16 protein-coding genes are annotated in these 16,405 nt (G+C 66.8%); 9 read left to right on the top strand and 7 right to left on the bottom strand.

Annotated elements, in window-relative coordinates; all coding sequences use genetic code 11:
* The first annotated feature begins 52 nt into the window (after positions 1-52).
* Genes G342_RS0114155 through rhaM form a run of 6 tightly spaced genes read left to right on the top strand, consistent with a single transcriptional unit; the run spans position 53 to position 6,552 of the window.
* Positions 53-1,570 carry a sugar ABC transporter ATP-binding protein gene (locus G342_RS0114155; RefSeq protein ID WP_018183815.1) on the top strand — a complete coding sequence of 506 codons (1,518 nt, stop codon included), beginning with the start codon at positions 53-55 and terminating at the stop codon, positions 1,568-1,570.
* Between the two features lie 5 nt (positions 1,571-1,575).
* Complete coding sequence (locus G342_RS0114150) at positions 1,576-2,604, top strand: ABC transporter permease (RefSeq protein ID WP_018183814.1); 1,029 nt, start codon at positions 1,576-1,578, stop codon at positions 2,602-2,604.
* A 2-nt stretch (positions 2,605-2,606) separates the two neighbouring features.
* Positions 2,607-3,116: a gluconate 2-dehydrogenase subunit 3 family protein gene (locus tag G342_RS0114145; protein ID WP_018183813.1), complete on the top strand. Its 510-nt coding sequence runs from the start codon at positions 2,607-2,609 to the stop codon at positions 3,114-3,116.
* Entirely contained in the window at positions 3,113-4,759 is a 1,647-nt protein-coding gene (locus tag G342_RS0114140; protein WP_018183812.1) for a GMC family oxidoreductase, read from the top strand. The genes G342_RS0114145 and G342_RS0114140 overlap by 4 nt, the downstream gene beginning before the upstream one ends.
* Before the next feature lie 29 nt (positions 4,760-4,788).
* Entirely contained in the window at positions 4,789-6,180 is a 1,392-nt protein-coding gene (locus G342_RS0114135; protein WP_018183811.1) for an FAD-binding oxidoreductase, read from the top strand.
* Between the two features lie 57 nt (positions 6,181-6,237).
* Entirely contained in the window at positions 6,238-6,552 is a 315-nt protein-coding gene (rhaM, locus tag G342_RS0114130; protein ID WP_018183810.1) for an L-rhamnose mutarotase, read from the top strand.
* 92 nt (positions 6,553-6,644) lie between these two features.
* Here the strand turns inward: rhaM and G342_RS0114125 are convergent, their stop codons facing one another.
* From G342_RS0114125 to G342_RS0114105, 5 genes are all read right to left on the bottom strand, one after another.
* The gene (locus G342_RS0114125) at positions 6,645-7,643 is read right to left on the bottom strand and encodes a LacI family DNA-binding transcriptional regulator (RefSeq protein WP_018183809.1); all 999 of its coding nucleotides are present in this window, start codon (positions 7,641-7,643) and stop codon (positions 6,645-6,647) included.
* A gap of 288 nt (positions 7,644-7,931) precedes the next feature.
* Positions 7,932-9,041 carry a substrate-binding domain-containing protein gene (locus tag G342_RS0114120; RefSeq protein WP_018183808.1) on the bottom strand — a complete coding sequence of 370 codons (1,110 nt, stop codon included), beginning with the start codon at positions 9,039-9,041 and terminating at the stop codon, positions 7,932-7,934.
* Positions 9,042-9,070: 29 nt separating this feature from the next.
* Positions 9,071-10,117 carry an ABC transporter permease gene (locus G342_RS0114115; RefSeq protein ID WP_026304437.1) on the bottom strand — a complete coding sequence of 349 codons (1,047 nt, stop codon included), beginning with the start codon at positions 10,115-10,117 and terminating at the stop codon, positions 9,071-9,073.
* A gap of 15 nt (positions 10,118-10,132) precedes the next feature.
* A complete protein-coding gene (locus G342_RS0114110; RefSeq protein ID WP_018183806.1) occupies positions 10,133-11,638 on the bottom strand; it encodes a sugar ABC transporter ATP-binding protein in 1,506 nt (501 codons plus the stop codon).
* 219 nt (positions 11,639-11,857) lie between these two features.
* Positions 11,858-12,619, bottom strand: a complete 762-nt coding sequence (locus G342_RS0114105; RefSeq protein WP_018183805.1) for an SDR family oxidoreductase — start codon at positions 12,617-12,619, stop codon at positions 11,858-11,860.
* 233 nt (positions 12,620-12,852) lie between these two features.
* Here G342_RS0114105 and G342_RS0114100 point away from each other — a divergent pair, with 233 nt between their 5' ends.
* Positions 12,853-13,263, top strand: a complete 411-nt coding sequence (locus G342_RS0114100) for a GFA family protein (RefSeq protein ID WP_018183804.1) — start codon at positions 12,853-12,855, stop codon at positions 13,261-13,263.
* Between the two features lie 87 nt (positions 13,264-13,350).
* Positions 13,351-14,379, top strand: coding sequence for an L-idonate 5-dehydrogenase (locus G342_RS0114095; protein WP_018183803.1), 1,029 nt, complete (start codon positions 13,351-13,353; stop codon positions 14,377-14,379).
* Between the two features lie 79 nt (positions 14,380-14,458).
* Here G342_RS0114095 and G342_RS0114090 read toward each other — a convergent pair whose 3' ends face one another.
* Both G342_RS0114090 and G342_RS0114085 read right to left on the bottom strand, forming a co-directional pair.
* Positions 14,459-14,989, bottom strand: a complete 531-nt coding sequence (locus G342_RS0114090) for a dihydrofolate reductase family protein (RefSeq protein ID WP_018183802.1) — start codon at positions 14,987-14,989, stop codon at positions 14,459-14,461.
* 124 nt (positions 14,990-15,113) lie between these two features.
* A complete protein-coding gene (locus G342_RS0114085) occupies positions 15,114-15,542 on the bottom strand; it encodes a hypothetical protein (RefSeq protein WP_026304436.1) in 429 nt (142 codons plus the stop codon).
* Between the two features lie 286 nt (positions 15,543-15,828).
* On the opposite strand from G342_RS0114085, the gene G342_RS0114075 reads away from it, so the two are divergent.
* A complete protein-coding gene (locus G342_RS0114075) occupies positions 15,829-16,356 on the top strand; it encodes an HPP family protein (protein ID WP_040878882.1) in 528 nt (175 codons plus the stop codon).
* The last annotated feature ends 49 nt before the right edge of the window (positions 16,357-16,405 follow it).

The following is a 16,405-nucleotide window of genomic DNA, read 5'->3' as shown; positions in this document are numbered from 1 at the left end:
GGGCGCCCGCGCGGCGCCCTGCCCAGGGAATAGCCATGAGCGGGGAGCAGCCATGAGCGGGGCGGAAGCGCCAATTCTGCAATGTAGCGGCATCGTCAAGTCGTTCGGCGGCGTCCGCGCGTTGCGCGGGGTCGACTTCGCCATCCGGCGCGGCGGTATTCATGGTCTCGTCGGCGAAAACGGCGCCGGCAAGAGCACGCTGACGCGCATCATCGCCGGCATCCATCGCCAGGACGAAGGCTCGATCCGTCTCGACGGCGAGGAGTTGCGGCTCGCCGATGCGAACGACGCGCTCGCCCGGCGCATCGTCACCATCCATCAGGACATCAACCTGATTCCGTCGCTGTCGGTCACCGACAACATCCTGCTCAACAACGAGCTGACGAAGGGTGGGCTGCTGCGTCGCAAGGACGGCCGCAAGCGCGTCGCCGACCTGCTGGCGAAATATCATCTCGACGTCTCGCCCGATGCGCTGGTGCAGACGCTGCCGAACGATGCCCGCAAGATGATCCAGATCATCAAGGCGGTGAACCGCGACGCGCGCATCCTGATCATGGACGAGCCGACCTCGTCGCTGAACCAGACCGAGGTCCGCGTCGTCCTCGACATGATCCGCTCGCTCGCCGAGCAGGGCGTCGGCATCGTGTTCATTTCCCACTACATGTCGGAGATCTTCCAGGTCTGCGACGACATCACCGTGCTGCGCGACGGCCAGAACGCGGCGCATCTGCCGCGCGAGACGACGACGCTCGACGTGGTTGTCGGGGCGATGCTGGGATCGGAGGCGGCCGCCGCCAAGGCGACCGGGTCGCACGCACGCCGCCAGATCGCCGACGAGCCGCTGTTCGAGGTCGCGGGTCTGTCAGCGCCGGGCAAGCTGCGCGATGTCGGCTTCACCCTGCGCAAGGGCGAGGTGCTCGGCGTCACCGGCCTGACAGGTTCCGGCGCCAGCGATCTCGCCAAGGCGATCTTCGGCTCGACCGATATTCGCCGCGACGGCGGCCGTTTCCGGCTGGAGGGCCGCGAGGTTCGTCTCGACAACCCGCACCAGTCGCTGTCGCACCGCATCGCGCTTTTGACCAGCGACCGCCTGCGCGAGGGCGTGCTGCCGGATTTCTCGCTGATCGACAACATGACGCTGCCGATCCTCGACCGGTTCTCCAAGGGATCGGGCTTCCTGGATGAGAAGCAGCGCCGCGAGGTGACGGAAGCCGGCATCCGCCGCCTGAACGTCCGAACCTCGGGGCCGAATGCCACCATCCGGCAGCTCTCCGGCGGCAATCAGCAGAAGGTGCTGATGGCGCGCTGGCTCGAGACCGGGCCGAAGGTGCTGATCCTCGACGAGCCGACCATCGGCATCGATCTCGGCGCCAAGGCGGAGATCAAGGCGATCATCCGCGATCTGACGGCGCAGGGCGTCGGCGTCATCCTGGTCACCACCGAAATCGATGAGATCGTCGACATGTGCGACCGCGTCCTCATCCTCTACCGGGGCGCGCTGATCCGCGAATACGCCGGAACCGACATCAACAGAGAGGCTGTTCTGGCGGCCTCGATCAGCGGGAGCTGAAATCCATGAGTGATGCTGTCGTCAAGCCCGCCCCGGGCCAGAACAATTGGATGGACACGCTGCGGCGGTCCTACGGCCTGATCCAGTCGCTCGCCGTTTTGGCACTGCTGATCATCGTGCTGTCCTATCTTTCGCCGCGCTTCATGACGTGGATCAACATCAGCAACCTGATGGCGCAGATGTCGGTGATTTTGATCGTCGCCGCCGGCATGACGGTGGTGATGATCGCCGGCGAGCTCGACATCTCCGTCGGCGCCATCGTGGCGCTGACCTCGACCACCGCCGCCTATCTGATGGTGAACTATGGCATCACCGCCGGCCTCGTCGCCGGCATCCTGATCGGCCCGGCCTTCGGCATTTTGAACGGCTTCATCGTCACTCAGTTCAAGATACCATCATTTATCGTCACGTTGGGCACGTCGATGATGGCGCGAAGCCTCGCCTTCGTCGTCACCGGTGGCATGGTGATCGCCGGCGTCCCGGCCGAGTTCAAGATCATCGGCCAGGGCAAGCTGCTCGACGTGCTCGGCTTCACCGAGACGGGCGCGTTCGAATATCTCAACATTCCGCTGCCCTTCCTGATCGCCATCCTCGTCTACGCGCTGGTCTGGATCCTCCTGACGCGCACCGCCTTCGGCAAGAAGGTCTACGCCGTCGGTGCGAACAGTACCGTCGCGATGCTGTCCGGCATCCGCGTCGCGCGGGTGAAGATCGCCTGCATGATGATCGTCGGCCTGACGGCATCGCTGGCCGGCCTGCTGCTGCTTTCCCGCGTCGGCGCCAGCCAGGCGGATTCCGGCCGCGGCCTCGAATTCGAGGTCATCGCCGCCGTCGTCATCGGCGGCACCAGCCTCTATGGCGGCCAGGGCAACGTGCTGCGGACGATCATCGGCGTCGTCATCATCGTCCTGATCCGCAATTTCCTGAACCTCTCGCGGATCGACATCTTCTGGCAGGATTTTGCAACCGGCGTGATCATCATCACCGCCGTGCTGCTTGACGCCCTGCAGAAGTACATCGCGTCGCGGAGGTAGGCATGTGCGCCATCGACACCACCGATGACGCGGCCTTCGTCATCGCCCTGATCGACACGATGATCCCCGGCGACGGGGATTTTCCGAGCGCCTCGGAAGCGGGCGTCGCGGCGCTGGTCGCGGCGCGCGCCAAAGAGATGCAGGGGCCGGCCTTCCTCGCCGGCCTGCGCGAAGCCCTCGATCGCGACGGCGCGCCCTTCGCCGGCGCGGACGAAGGCGAGCGGGTCGCCCGGCTCGTCGCGCACGAGACGGCGAAGCCGTCCGACGTGCAGGCGGTCTGCGTCGTCCTCTACCTCTCCTACTACGGCGCCGCGTCCGTGAAGGCGGCGATCCGGCGCATGGGGATGCAATATCCCGACGCGCCGCAGCCGGGCGGCTACGTCATGTCGCCGTTCGATCCGGCCGATCCGATGGAGGCGCCGGTGCATCGGCGCGGCCATTTCGTCGCGACAGACGCTGTCGCGCGTGTGTCGACGGAAGGCCTTGGCGATCTGATGGAGCGGGTCGGATGAGCGCGACGGAGCATAGCAACGAGCCGGTCGATGTCGTCGTCATCGGCTCCGGCGTCGGCGGCGCCATCACTTCGATGATCCTCGCCGAGAAGGGCCTCAAGGTCGTCTGCCTGGAGCAAGGCGACTGGGTCGACGATCATCCGCATGGCGATCCCGGCTGGGAATATCGCCGCTTTTCGGACTGGGCTCTGTTCCCGAACGAGCGCCGTCGCGCCAATGACTATCCGCTCGATACGCGCGACGAGAAATCGCTGATGTGGAACGGCGTCGGCGGCTCGACCAACCTCTACACCGCCACCTGGCCGCGCTTCCGCCCCTCGGATTTCCGCAAGGGCACTGAGCACGGCCTCGCGCCGGATTGGCCGATTACCTATGAGGATCTCGCCGAGTTCTACGACCGCTCCGACGTCGATTGCGGCGTCGGCGGCTTCCTCGGCGATCCCTCCATGCCGGAACGCGGCCCGTTCCAGACGGCGCCCTGTCCGCGCGGGGAGATGTCCCGTCATGCGGCGCGCGGCTTCGACGAACTCGGCTGGCACTGGTGGCCGATGCCGACGGCGATCCTCGCCGAGGACTATCTCGGCCGCAACGCCTGCAACAATTGCGGCTACTGCCTTGCGAGCTGCCCGACCGGGGCGCTGGCCGGCATGCATGTCACCCACTGGCCGCGCGCGCTCGCAGCCGGCGTCGAACTGCGCACCAATGCCCGCGTCGCCCGCATCGAGACGGATGCGGACGGCGAGGCGACCGGCGCGACCTATATCGACCGCGCTAGCGGCGAGCGGCGGTTCCAGGCGGCGAAGGTCGTCGTGCTGGCCGGCAACGGCATTGGCACGCCCCGCGTTCTGCTCATGTCGGACTCTGAGGCGCATCCGAACGGGCTCGCCAATTCGTCGGACCAGGTCGGTCGCAATCTGATGCACCACGTGCTCGCCTTCGTCGAGATGTGGCTGGACGAGCCGACCGAGAACCACATGGGTACCGTCGGCGCGACGCTGATCTCGGCGGAATTCGCCGAGACGGACGCCTCGCGAGGCTTCGTCAACGGCACGACGCTGCATCTGGTGCGCCAACTCGGCGCCGGCATTCAGTCGCTCGGCAGCAATTCCGGCAATCGCGCACCCTGGGGACGTGGGCACCATGATTGGTTCCGCCGCCATTTCAGCCACGGTCTGTCCGTGCTCGTCTATGGCGACGACCTCCCGCAGGCGGAAAACCGTGTGACCCTGTCTGACGAGCTTCGGGACAGCTCCGGCCTGCCCGGGGCCAAGATCGACTACAAGCTCTGCGCCAATGACCGCCGGTTGATCGAGTTCGGCATCGAGCGGGCCAAGGAGCTCGGCCGGGCGCTCGGCGCCTTCGAGATGAAGGTCAACGATTTTCGCGATGCGGACGGAAACTACGTTCCGAACGCCTGGCATCTCTATGGCACGGCGCGGATGGGCGATGATCCCAAGAGCTCGGTCGTCAACCAGTGGCACCAGGCCTGGGACTGCCCCAACCTGTTCGTGATCGACGGCTCGGTCATGGTCACGGGCGCCGCCGTCAATCCGACCAGCACAATCGCCGCCCTCAGCTACCGCGCGGCCGAAAATCTCGCCGAGCGGTTCGAAGATGCCTGTCTCGGGCGTTCGTTCGTCTGAAAACTGATCCCCCCGAAGGAATGCATGAAATGGGCAAGGCCGAGGCCAAGCTGGACGAGACGATCCTCATTCGGGATATCGATCCCGGCTCCCACTATATCCGCGACTGGTCGGGCGAGGCGGACGGCAATCCGTCCTTCATCGCCCGGCCCCGCACTGTCGATGAGGTCGTCGAGCTGGTGCGCTATTGCGCGGCGAACGGCCTCCCCATCGTCCCGCAGGGCGGTCATACCGGTCTGGTCGAGGCGGCCGCGGCCCGGATCGACGGCGGGCATGTGCTAGTCAGCCTGGAGCGGATGAACCGCATCCGCGAGATCGACGATCTGAATTTCAGCGTCGTCGTCGAGGCCGGCTGCGTGCTGGAAGCGCTGCATCAGGCCGTCGAGGCGGAGGATCTGCTCTTCCCGCTGTCGCTCGGCGCCAAGGGCAGCTGCCAGATCGGCGGCAATGTCGCCACCAATGCCGGCGGCATCAACGTGCTGCGCTACGGCATGATGCGCGACCTGGTGCTGGGGCTGGAGGTGGTGCTGCCGGACGGCCGCGTCTGGAACGGCCTCAAGAAGCTGCGCAAGGACAATACCGGCTACGACCTGAAGCAGCTCTTCCTCGGCTCGGAGGGCACGCTCGGCATCGTCACGGCGGCGACGCTGAAGCTGTTTCCAAAACCCTCCCAGGTCGAGACGATGTTCCTGGCGGTCGAATCCGCCGAGGCGGCCGTCCGTCTGTTCGCCGCCGCGCGCCGCCAACTCGCCGACCTGCTCTCCGCCTTCGAGCTGATCTCGGACAAGAGCGTGGCCATGGCGATGAGCATGCCGGATATCGTCAATCCGCTGGCGACGCCGTCGCCGTTCTACGTGTTGCTGGAGGCAGCATCGAGCGGTCCGCTCGATCTCGAGGCGCTGGTCGGCGGGTTCCTCGAATATGCGCTGGAGGAGGGCATGATCCTCGACGGCGTTCGCGCTTCCAGCGCGACGCAGGCGCAGAAGATCTGGGCCATCCGCGAGGCGGTCGTCGAGGCGCAGGTGAAACGCGGCACGCATCTGCGCACCGATGTGTCGGTGCCGATCTCGCGTGTCGCCGCCTTCATCGTCGAGGTCGAGGCAGTGCTGGCCACGACGGCCGAGAACGGCATCGTTCTGACCTATGGCCATATCGGTGATGGCAACCTGCACTTCGTCGTCGTGCCGCCGGACGATCTCGCCGGCGAGGCGCGCCGAACGATGATCGAGGCCAGCGAGGCCGCCATTTTCGCGGTGGTCGATCGCTTCGACGGTTCGATCAGCGCCGAGCACGGCATCGGCCGCCGGAAGCATCATGCCTTCGCGGACCGGGCTTCGCCGACGCAGCTGGCGCTTCTTCGCACGATCAAGTCGGGTCTCGACCCTGCCAATCTGATGAACCCGGGGGCGATCTTCGACTGATCGCGGCCGTCGACAAGACAGGGCTGGCATCAGCCCGTTTCAAGGGAGAGGAACGACATGAAGCGGATCGGTTTCAAGATGCGGATGAAGCCCGGCTGCGGCGCCGAATACAAGAAGCGCCATGACGAGATCTGGCCGGAGCTGCGCGAACTGCTCGCCCAGCACGGCGCCCGCGACTACACGATCTTCCTCGACGAGGAGACGAACATCCTGTTCGCGATCAACCACATAGCCGACGGCGCGCGCGCCGACGAGCTGAACACGCAGCCGCTGATGCAGAAATGGTTCGCCCATATGGGCGACATCATGGACACCCACCCCGACGGCACGCCCGTCATGATCCCGCTTCCCGAAGTCTTCCACATGGATTGACCTCGACGGCATTGAGGTCCTGGCCTCGTTCGGGAGGTTGGAGCTGGCCTGTCGGGCTGGGACCTCGATTGCGTGACCGGGCTTCGGCCCGGTCACGTGCTTTCGCGCTGCAGCACGCGAAACGGCATGATCCGCGTTTCCGGCGGGATCACCTGGCCGCCGCGCCGCGCCTCGATCGCCTGCAACAGCAGGCTTCCCGCTGTCCGCCCGATCTCGAAGGCGTCGACCGCGACCGTCGTCAGCCGCGGATGGGTGCATCGCGATACCTCGAAATCGCCGAAGCCGGCGATGGCGATCCGTCCCGGTACCGCCCAGCCGCGCCGGTGGCATTCCATCAGCGCACCGAAGGCGGAGAGATCCGAGACGCAGATCGCCGCGTCGACCTCGGGCCATTGCGTGACCAGCTGGACGATGGCCTCGGCCCCTTGCGCCATCGAGATCGGCGGGCTGCCGAACGAGATGATGCGGGCCTGCGGCAGGCCGAGTTCCTCGATCGCCTGGCTGTAGCCGAGCCGCCGGTCGGCGCCGCGCGTATCGCGATTGCTGGTACCGCCGATGAACCCGATCCGGCGATAGCCGCGCGCGTGGAGGTCGTGCACGAGGGCGCGGATCGCCGCCGCGTTGGAGAAGCCGACGACGTGCTCGACCGGCTTTTCCGGCAGGTCCCAGGTCTCGATCACCGGGATGCCGATCGCATCGAGCAGCCGCCGGCAGCGAGGGCTGTGCGATCCGCCGGTCAGGATGATGCCTTCCGGTCGCCGGGTCAGCATCGATTCCAGCAGCGTTTCCTCCTTTTCGACCAGATAGTCGGTATGGCCGAGCAGGAGCTGCAATCCGCTGCCTTCGATCGCCTCGGTGATGCCGCGCACCGTGTCGGAGAAGTTCGAATTGTTCACGGAGGGGATCAGGGTCGCGATGAAGCCGGAGCGCTTCGACGACAAGGTTCCTGCCGTCTGGTCGAGCACATAGCCGAGCTCGTCGACCGCCGCCATGATCCGCCGGCGCGTTTCGTCGGAGATCGGGCTGCCCTTCTTCAGGGCGCGCGAGACCGTCATCGTCGAGACGCCGGCGCGCTCGGCGACGTCGGCCATCGTCGGCTGGCTCTTCGGCGGTTTTCCGGGGGGGACGGTCGCCATTTTCACTACCCAAGGCCCTGGGCGCGGGTTTCTGCCGCGTCCGGTGAAGTGCGAAGTCGGCCGGTTGTCGTCACGCGAACTGGGCCATCGAGGCGCCGTCGTTACTCCAGCCGCCAGCGCGGCACCAGAGCCGGATGCGGCGGATCACCAGATCGGACGGGATCGTTTCCTGCGGGCGCCAGTGGCCGCGGATCGAGCCGGCGGCCGCTTGAGGCGGCCGCCGGACGAGAGGTCAGGGAGCGATCAGTTGACGCCCCAGATCTTCTTGTAGGCATCGCGGTAGCCGTTGTCGGGGTCGAAGATGTTCTTCGGGCCGCCGTCGAAGGCGATGTTGTCGGGCGTCACGAGATGCACGCCCGGCACGTAGCCGGACCACTTCTCGCCGGCGAAGGCGCGGTTCAGCTCGTCGACGAGCTGCCAGCCCTGCATGGCGAGCGGCTCCGGCACGGTCGCAGCCTGGTGGTCCTTGGCGCGGATGCGCTGGAAGGCCGATTCCGAGCCGTCACCGGCTGAGATGTTCTGCGGGTCGCCGTCGCCGGCGATGCCGGCGGCCTGCAGCGCCGGCGGCATGAAGTCGTAATAGAGGTCGTTGATCGCCAGTGAATGGGTCCACTTGGCGCCGTTCTGCTGCAGCAGAGTCGTGGTGAGCTGCGGGATGCGGGTCGAGACGTCGGCGAGCGGCGTGTCCTGGAACGAGACCACCGTGCAGCCGGCGCACTTCTTGATCCACTCTTCCATGGCGCGGCCCTTGGCGATGGCGATTGCATAGGTCGAGTCGGCGAAGACGACAACACCGGCCTTGCCGTCGGAATCGGCAACCGCCTTCATCGCCGCGACCTTGGCGACTTCCATCGCGTCTGTCGTGACGTTGGCGAAGATCGGCGTGCCTTCGAGCGGGCCGGGGACGGGGCCGGAGTGCCAGCCGACCATCAGGATGCCCTCCTTGGCGGCGCCTTCAAGGCCGGCCTTCTGCTCGACCGCGTCGCTGCCGCCGACGATGATGGCGTCGGGCTTCAGCGCGATGGCCTGGGAGAGCGCCGTGGCCTGGCCGGAAACGGTGCCCTGGCCGTCGATCTCGCGATAATCCCAGCCAATGGCTTCGGCGGCTTCCTTGGCGCCCTGGGCAACGCCCAGGATGCCGCCATTGCGCATGTCGCCGGCGACATAGACGATTGTCTTCTTGCCGGCCGCCTTCGGGCCGGTGGTCGGGCCGTCCCACTTGTCGGCGCGGCCGGAGGCCTTGGCGACGATCGCCTTGGCCTCGTCGACGAAGGCATCGGCATGCGCGATGACCGGCATGGCCAGCAGCGCGACGGCGCTGGCCGCCGCGAGGAGCAGATTGCGTGATTTCATGAACGTCCCTCCGAGTTGTGACGGGTCTCTCATGTGCCCGCCTTCTTGAACTGCTTGCTGCTGCTGGCGCCGCGGCGGCGCTGGGCGTAGCCGGCGATACCGATGGCGACCAGAAGCGTGACGCCGTTGAACATCGGCTCGACCCAGAACGAGCCGCCGAACTGCTGGATGCCGGCGATGCCGACCGCCAGGATCGCCACGCCGACGAGCGTGCCCCAGACATTGACGCGGCCGGGCTTGATCGTCGTCGAGCCGAGGAAGGCGCCGACCAGCGCCGGGAGCAGATATTCGAGGCCGACGCTGGCCTGACCGATGCGGAGCTTCGAGGCGAGCAGCACGCCGGCGACGGCCGTCAGGGCGCCCGAGGCGATGAAGGCGCCCATCGTGTAGCGCTGGACGGGGATGCCGTTCAGGGCGGCGGCCTTCGGATTGGCGCCGATGGCGTAGAGATAGCGGCCAATCGGCAGGTGCTCGAGGATCAGCCACAGCACGATGGCGAGTCCGATGACGTAGAAGCCGGTGATCGGCAGGCCGAACACCATGGTGCCGTTTAGGGACAGGAAGCCTTGCGGCAGCTGCGCCACCACCTGCCGGCCCCCCGTGTGCCAGAGCGCGATGGCGTAGAGCACGGTGCCGGTGCCGAGCGTGGCGATGAAGCTATCGATGCGGGCGACCTCGACGAGCAGGCCATTCAGGAGGCCGACGCAGGCGCCGAGCACGATGACGATCAGCACGGCGAAGGGCCAGGGAATGCCGGCCATGGTCTGCAGGCTGATGGCCAGGATGTGCCAGAGCACGATGCCGTAGCCGACCGTCAGGTCGATCTTGCCGGCGGCCATCGGGATCATCGCGGCAAGCGACAGCAGGGCGATGATTGCCTTGTCGGAGATGATCGAGCGCACGTTCAGCATGGTCGGGAACGTGTTCGGCAAGATCAGCGAGAACAGGATGATCAGCAGGACCAGCAGAATCGGCAGGCCGTAGACGGGAATGCGCCGGCGGATGCGCTCGCCGAGCGAGGCGTTCTTCAATTCGCTGCGGGTCGGCTCCAGCGCATCGGAGCGGACGGAATTCATCGACATGGGCGCTTCCTAGGCTGCTTCCGACGCGGAGGCCGCGGTGATCACGGATTCGGTGGTGAGGGCGGGGCCGGAGAGTTCGGCGATGATCTTGCCCCGGTTGAAGACGAGCGCCCGGTGGCAGATATGGGCGATCTCCTCGAAGTCGGTGGAGACGACGACGACCGCGAGGCCGTGCTCCAGCGCCTGAGCGATCAGCCGGTAGATCTCGGCCTTGGCGCCGACATCGACGCCGGCCGTCGGATCCTCGGCGATCAGCAGCCGCCGGTTGGTGGCGAGCCAGCGGCCGACGACGACCTTCTGCTGGTTGCCGCCGGAAAGGCCTTCGATCGGCAGGTCGGGATCGTTCGGGCGAAGGCCGACCGAGGCGCCGAGCGTGATCGCCTGACGCGCTTCGGCGCGCGGCGACAGATAGGAAAACAGGCCGCGTCCGATGGCGGCTGGATTGAGATAGGCGTTCTCGCGGACACTGAGCGAGAAGGCGACGGATTCCTCGGTCCGGTCGCGCGCCACCAGCCCGATGCCCGATGCGAGCGCCGAGCGGGGCGAGGCGAGGTCCGGCGCGGCGCCGTCGATCCTGACCGAACCGCGATGCGGCGCGGCGCCGAACAGGGCGCGGCCGATCTCTTCCTGCCCGGCGCCGCGCAGGCCGACCAGGCCAAGCAGTTCGCCCTGGCGGACGTTGAAGGAGACCGGTCCGGCGGACGGCGTCTCCAGATCCCGGATCTCGACGCGGACCTTGCCGGAGGCGAGCTCGGCCTTCTGGAACAGCTCCAGCGTCGTCGAACCGACGATCAGGCTGACCAGCTCGTCCGGCGTCGTCTCGGAGACCGGCTTCTCGCCCACCTTGAGGCCGTCGCGCATGACGACGACGCGGTCGGCGATGCGGAAGATCTCGTCGAGACGGTGCGAGACATAGATCATGCCGACGCCACGGGCGCGCAGCCGGCGGATCGCCTCGAACAGGCGTTCCACCTCGTCGGCCGGAAGGCTGGCCGTCGGCTCGTCGAGGACGAGGAAGTCGCAATCGACCACTAGCGCGCGGGCGATGGCAACCAGCGATTTCTCGGTGCGGCTCAGGCTGTGCACGCGGGTCGTCGGATCGATGTCGCAGCCGACCAGTTCCAGTGCCGTCGCGGCCCGCTGTTCGGTCGATTTCCAGTCGATCAGGCCGCGCGCGCCGCCGCGGCCGGAAAAGCCCTGGGCGAGGCCCATGTTCTCGGCGACCGTCATCCATTCAACGAGGCCAAGATCCTGGTGGATGAAGGCGACTTTCTGCCGTTCGCCGCGCGCCCGGGCGCGATGGCGATAGGGCTCGCCGCCGATCGTGACGTGACCGCTATCGGCCCGGAAGATGCCGCCGAGGATCTTGATCAGCGTCGACTTGCCGGCGCCGTTTTCACCGAGCAGCGCCACGACCTCGCCGCGTGCCACGTCGAAGCTGACGCCCTTCAGCGCCCGCGTGCCGCCAAATGCCTTGGCGACATCGTCGAAGCGGAGGATTCCCCCGTCGGCCATGCTTTCATCCTCCCGGATGCGGGTGGCACCGCTATCGTTCCCATCCGGCTCTTTGGCCAGTTGTTCTTGTTATCGATAACAGTTGACGTCGTGTCAAGCGCTGCTGACGAAGCGTCAGATGCAATGCAGGCGGGAGACGGGGGAGGGTCCGGGAAGTCTGGTCTTGCTATGGGGCAGGGAAGGCGGCCTGGCGGGCCGCCTTCCTCTTCGGCAGGGGCGTCAGAGGCTGGCTGTGATGCCGCCGTCGACATAGAGAATGTGGCCGTTGACGAAGCTGGAGGCGTCGGAGGCGAGGAAGATCGCCGCGCCGGCGAGTTCCTGGACGTTGCCCCAGCGGCCGGCCGGCGTGCGGTTGGAAAGCCAGGCCGAGAAGGTCTCGTCGGCGACCAGGGCCGCGTTCAGCTCGGTCTTGAAATAGCCGGGTCCGATACCGTTGACCTGGATGCCGTAGCGGGCCCAGTCCGTCGCCATGCCCTTGGTCAGCATCTTCACCGCGCCCTTGGTCGCCGTGTAGGGGGCGATGCCCGGACGCGCCATCTCGCTCTGCACCGAGCCAATATTGATGATCTTGCCGCGGCCGCGCGGGATCATGCGGCGGCCGACGGCCTGACCGACCAGATAGACGCTGTCGATGTTGGTGGCGGTGATCTTGCGCCAGGCTTCGAGCGGGAAGTCCTGCAGCGGGGTCCGGTGCTGCATGCCGGCATTGTTGACGAGGATGTCGATCGGCCCGATCTCGGTTTCGATCGTCTCGATGCCGGCGGTCACCGCGTCGGGGTCGGTGACGTCGAAGGCGGCGGTAGCGACGTCGTAGCCCCGGCCCGCGAGCGCTGCACGCGCGGTTTCCAGCCTGGCCTCGTCGCGGCCGTTGAGCACGATGCGGGCGCCGGCGGAGGCAAGAGCGTCGGCAACGGCGAAGCCAATGCCCTTGCTGGCGCCGGTGACGAGGGCCAGTCGCCCGCTGAGATCGAACAGATTCACGCGCTCACTCCCTGAATGGATAGGCTTAGCCTTGGAATGGATAGTCTATCGGCAATTGTCGCGACGAATTTGCTATCGATAACAATGGCCATGTCAAGCGGATGGCCAGGCGCCCATGGCGGGTCGGGCTGGTGTTCCGTCCGCCCGGCGGTACAACACGGGTCCTAGTCGGATCCGGCGGTGAGCCACCGCGCAGGGCCGGCATGCATCTCGAAGCGGAGCGGAAACCAGCAGTGACGGAAACAGTCTATGGCGGCGGGTGTCTTTGCGGCTGGATCCGCTATGAAGCGATCGGGCCGGCCAACGATCCGCATACATGCTCCTGCCGGCAGTGCCAGCGGTTTTCGGGGGCGCCGACCACCGTCTGGGTCGAATTCCCGCGCGACGGCGTATGCTGGACGGGGCCGGGCCAAGAGCCGTCCACCTTCCGGTCGTCGGACACGACCCGCCGTGCGTTCTGTCAGAAATGCGGCAGCTCGATCGGCGCCATCGACGATGCGCCGACGATCGAACTACTGATTGGCGGTTTCGACGAGGCGGACCAGGCCGCCCTGCGGCCGAGGCGGCACGCCTTCGACGATCGCAAGCCCGGATGGTGGCATGTCGATACCGGTCCGGCCGATGCCGGGGCGGACGAGCCGTAACGGCGGGGACCGGCGAGGCGGCCAGGTCGTCTTGCACTGCCGGCAAATCGTGATATCGCTAACAAAATCAAGTGGGGAGAGAGACTGATGCGTGCCGTCGTCATTCATGCGGCCCATGATCTGCGGGTCGAGGAGCGGGAAGTCGGAGCGATGGGACCGGGCGAGGTCACCGTCCGCATCGAGGCAGGCGGCATCTGCGGCTCCGATTTGCATTACTACCAGCATGGCGGTTTCGGCACGGTGAAGCTGCGCGAGCCGATGATCCTCGGCCACGAGGTCGCCGGCACCGTTTCCGCCGTGGCGGCGGATGTCACCAGCGTCAAGCCGGGCGACCGCGTCGCCGTCAACCCGTCGCGCCCCTGCCGCGCCTGCCGCTATTGCTACGAGGGCCTGCCGAACCAGTGCCTGAACATGCGCTTCTACGGCAGCGCCATGCCGATGCCACATATCCAGGGCGCGTTCCGGCAGGAGCTCGTCTGCATGGAGACCCAGTGCGAGAAGGGCGGCAACGCCACGGTCGCCGAACTGGCGATGGCGGAGCCCTTCGCCGTGACGCTGCATGCGCTGTCGCGGGCGCCGTCGCTGCTCGGCAAGCGCGTGCTGGTGACGGGATGCGGCCCGATCGGCGCGCTGACGGTGGCGGCCGCCCGTTTCCATGGCGCCGCCGAGATCGTCGTCACCGACGTCGTCGACGAGCCGCTGGCATTCGCCCGCGAACTGGGCGCGGATCGCACCATCAACATGGCGCGCGAACCGGAAGCGCTCGCGGCCTTCGCCGTCGACAAGGGCAGCTTCGGCGTGATGTTCGAATGTTCCGGCAATGAGCGGGCGCTGCGCTCCGGCCTCGATGTGGTCCGGCCGCGCGGCACCATCGTCCAGGTGGGTCTCGGCGGCGAACTCTCCCTGCCGCAGAATGTCGTCGTCGCCAAGGAGATCGCGCTCACCGGCTCGTTCCGCTTCCACGACGAGTTCCCGCTGGCGGTCAAGCTGATCGACGAGCGCAAGGTCGACCTGCGACCGTTGCTGACCGGCAGCTTCGGCATCGAGGATGCGCGCGAAGCCTTCGAGACCGCCGGCGACCGTCGCCGCGCCATGAAGGTGCAGCTGGCGTTCTAGGGGAAGCCGACGAACTTGGCCGGCGCGCGTTCTTCCAAACACGCGCCGGCGTCTCCGCGACGACGGAAGCCCGCCGCGATTAGGCGGGAACGTAGGTCAACCGGATCACGTCCTCGCCGAGGCGATCGGAGGCAACCAGGCGGAGCGGCGGCCTCGGGCCGGCGAAGAACGGCCGGCCGCCGCCGAGCACGACGGGGTGGAAGTAGAGGCGATACTCATCGACCAGACCGAGCTCGGCCAGGCTAGCCGCGAGCACCGGCCCGGCGACGTCGATCTCGCCCGCGAGCCGCGCCTTCAGGTCACGGACCACCGCCTCGACGTCGTCCGCGACCAGCGTGGCGTTGGGGCCGACCGACGTCAGCGAGCGCGACACGACCCATTTCGGCTGCCGCCGCCAAGCTGTCGCGAACTCGCGCTCTTCCGCGCTCCATTCGGGCCGGTCCTCGTCCCAATAGCTCATGATCTCGTAGATGCGGCGGCCGTATATGCTGCCCGTCAGGCCGCTCACCAGCTCGATCCAGTGACGAAAGAGTTCGGGGCCTGTCGACATTTTTTCGTGGTCGACATAGCCGTCCAGCGAGAGGTTCATTCCAAAGACGAGCTTCGCCATGCTGCAAAATCTCCACCTCGGGATTTCACAGTAGCTTGAGGTGGCGACAGGACGCAAAAGTACGGCCGGGCTTTGGCCGTGCGTCGCCCTTCAAAGAAAGGGGGCAGGTCCGGCCGTTTCGCCGCTAATGGCGCTCGCGTCGAGGCGGTTCCGGCTGCGGCTCGTCCCAATCGTCCTCCCAGTCTTCTTCCGAATCCGGGTCGAGATGCGGGCCGACTTCCTCATCGTCTTCTTCCTCCGTCTCGTCATCCTCATCGTCCTCCTCGAACTCATCCGGTTCCGGGGCAGGGCGCGGACGGCGCGAGAGGAAGCGCAGGATGGCGGCGTTGATCACCAGCGCCAGCACCAGCAGCAGGAAATTGAGGAAGGCGCTGGAGCTGTCGATCCACCAGGTCAGCAGCACGCTCCAGGGCAGGCCCAGCACCAGCGCCAGCACGGCGGCCAGCGGGTTTGTCGCGATGACGCCGAGCGCGCTCAGGGGGACGAGCAGGATCGCGAAGACGGCCCATGCCACGTAGATCAGGAAGAGGATGCGGAGAACGCGCCAGCGCATAGTCGTCCGGTGAAAAGAAATCGCGGAGGTCGCCGTCCGGCTCGAAGCGGCCGGAGCCGCGCTCCGCCGGCCGTGATTCTACCCGGCCATGCTTTCCAGAGTCTTTCCCGCCCTCCGTTCAGCCTCGACGACGGCGCGGCGGGCCGCCGCAGGGGGTGGCGACGGGACGGTTTTTTGCCGTTCCGGCAATTTTCTGGATTGCGATTGCTCGTTTTCCGGAGCGGCCTCGCGTAGAAGTTCGGGCCCCGTCTCAAAGGGCGTCCGAAACAAGCGGTTCCAGCAGCCTATGCCTCATCGCCTTCGACATTTCGTCACTCGTCATGAAGTGCGTTCCGGCAGCACGCTGCAGCATATGAAATCCGGTCTCGGCGGCGCGATCGGCATCGGCGCGGTCGGCGCGCTGGCCGTGACGACGCACCAGCCCTTCCTGCTGGCGCCGTTCGGCGCCTCGGCGGTGCTGCTCTTCGGTCATCCGGCCAGCCCTCTGGCGCAGCCGGCCAATGTCATCGGCGGCTATTTCGTTGCCACGCTGGTGACGCTCCTGGTGCTGATGCTGTTTCCCGGCGCCTGGGTCGCGGCCGCCGTTGGCGTCGGCCTCGTCATCGCCCTGATGTCGATTCTGCGGATCACCCATCCGCCGGCGGGCGCCATCCCGATTCTCGCCGCCACGTCGACGATCCAGGGCGGGACACTGCTCGGCGTCGTGGTCGGCGGCAGCATCGGTCTCGTCGGGGTCGCCTCGCTGCACCACTGGCTACCGCCGCGGTTTGAATATCCGAAGCGTCGCCCGGTCAAGGAAAACGGCGCGCCCTGATTATTCGGGCACGCTGTTGCATAAATCTCGCCGGAATCGTCATCTGCCT

It is taken from the genome of Kaistia granuli DSM 23481 (assembly GCF_000380505.1).
In the GTDB taxonomy this organism is placed as follows: Bacteria; Pseudomonadota; Alphaproteobacteria; order Rhizobiales; family Kaistiaceae; genus Kaistia; species Kaistia granuli.
This window is presented reverse-complemented; position numbering and strand designations above follow the sequence as displayed.

Excerpts from the sequence above, each read along its gene's own strand:
- G342_RS0114075 (WP_040878882.1), top strand. The coding sequence starts at position 15,829 with ATGCCTCATCGCCTTCGACATTTCGTCACTCGTCATGAAGTGCGTTCC.
- G342_RS0114155 (WP_018183815.1), top strand. The coding sequence starts at position 53 with ATGAGCGGGGCGGAAGCGCCAATTCTGCAATGTAGCGGCATCGTCAAG.
- G342_RS0114115 (WP_026304437.1), bottom strand. The coding sequence starts at position 10,117 with ATGAATTCCGTCCGCTCCGATGCGCTGGAGCCGACCCGCAGCGAATTG.
- rhaM (WP_018183810.1), top strand. The coding sequence starts at position 6,238 with ATGAAGCGGATCGGTTTCAAGATGCGGATGAAGCCCGGCTGCGGCGCC.
- G342_RS0114150 (WP_018183814.1), top strand. The coding sequence starts at position 1,576 with ATGAGTGATGCTGTCGTCAAGCCCGCCCCGGGCCAGAACAATTGGATG.
- G342_RS0114095 (WP_018183803.1), top strand. The coding sequence starts at position 13,351 with ATGCGTGCCGTCGTCATTCATGCGGCCCATGATCTGCGGGTCGAGGAG.
- G342_RS0114140 (WP_018183812.1), top strand. The coding sequence starts at position 3,113 with ATGAGCGCGACGGAGCATAGCAACGAGCCGGTCGATGTCGTCGTCATC.
- G342_RS0114085 (WP_026304436.1), bottom strand. The coding sequence starts at position 15,542 with ATGCGCTGGCGCGTTCTCCGCATCCTCTTCCTGATCTACGTGGCATGG.
- G342_RS0114110 (WP_018183806.1), bottom strand. The coding sequence starts at position 11,638 with ATGGCCGACGGGGGAATCCTCCGCTTCGACGATGTCGCCAAGGCATTT.
- G342_RS0114135 (WP_018183811.1), top strand. The coding sequence starts at position 4,789 with ATGGGCAAGGCCGAGGCCAAGCTGGACGAGACGATCCTCATTCGGGAT.
- G342_RS0114125 (WP_018183809.1), bottom strand. The coding sequence starts at position 7,643 with ATGGCCGACGTCGCCGAGCGCGCCGGCGTCTCGACGATGACGGTCTCG.
- G342_RS0114120 (WP_018183808.1), bottom strand. The coding sequence starts at position 9,041 with ATGAAATCACGCAATCTGCTCCTCGCGGCGGCCAGCGCCGTCGCGCTG.
- G342_RS0114145 (WP_018183813.1), top strand. The coding sequence starts at position 2,607 with ATGTGCGCCATCGACACCACCGATGACGCGGCCTTCGTCATCGCCCTG.
- G342_RS0114090 (WP_018183802.1), bottom strand. The coding sequence starts at position 14,989 with ATGGCGAAGCTCGTCTTTGGAATGAACCTCTCGCTGGACGGCTATGTC.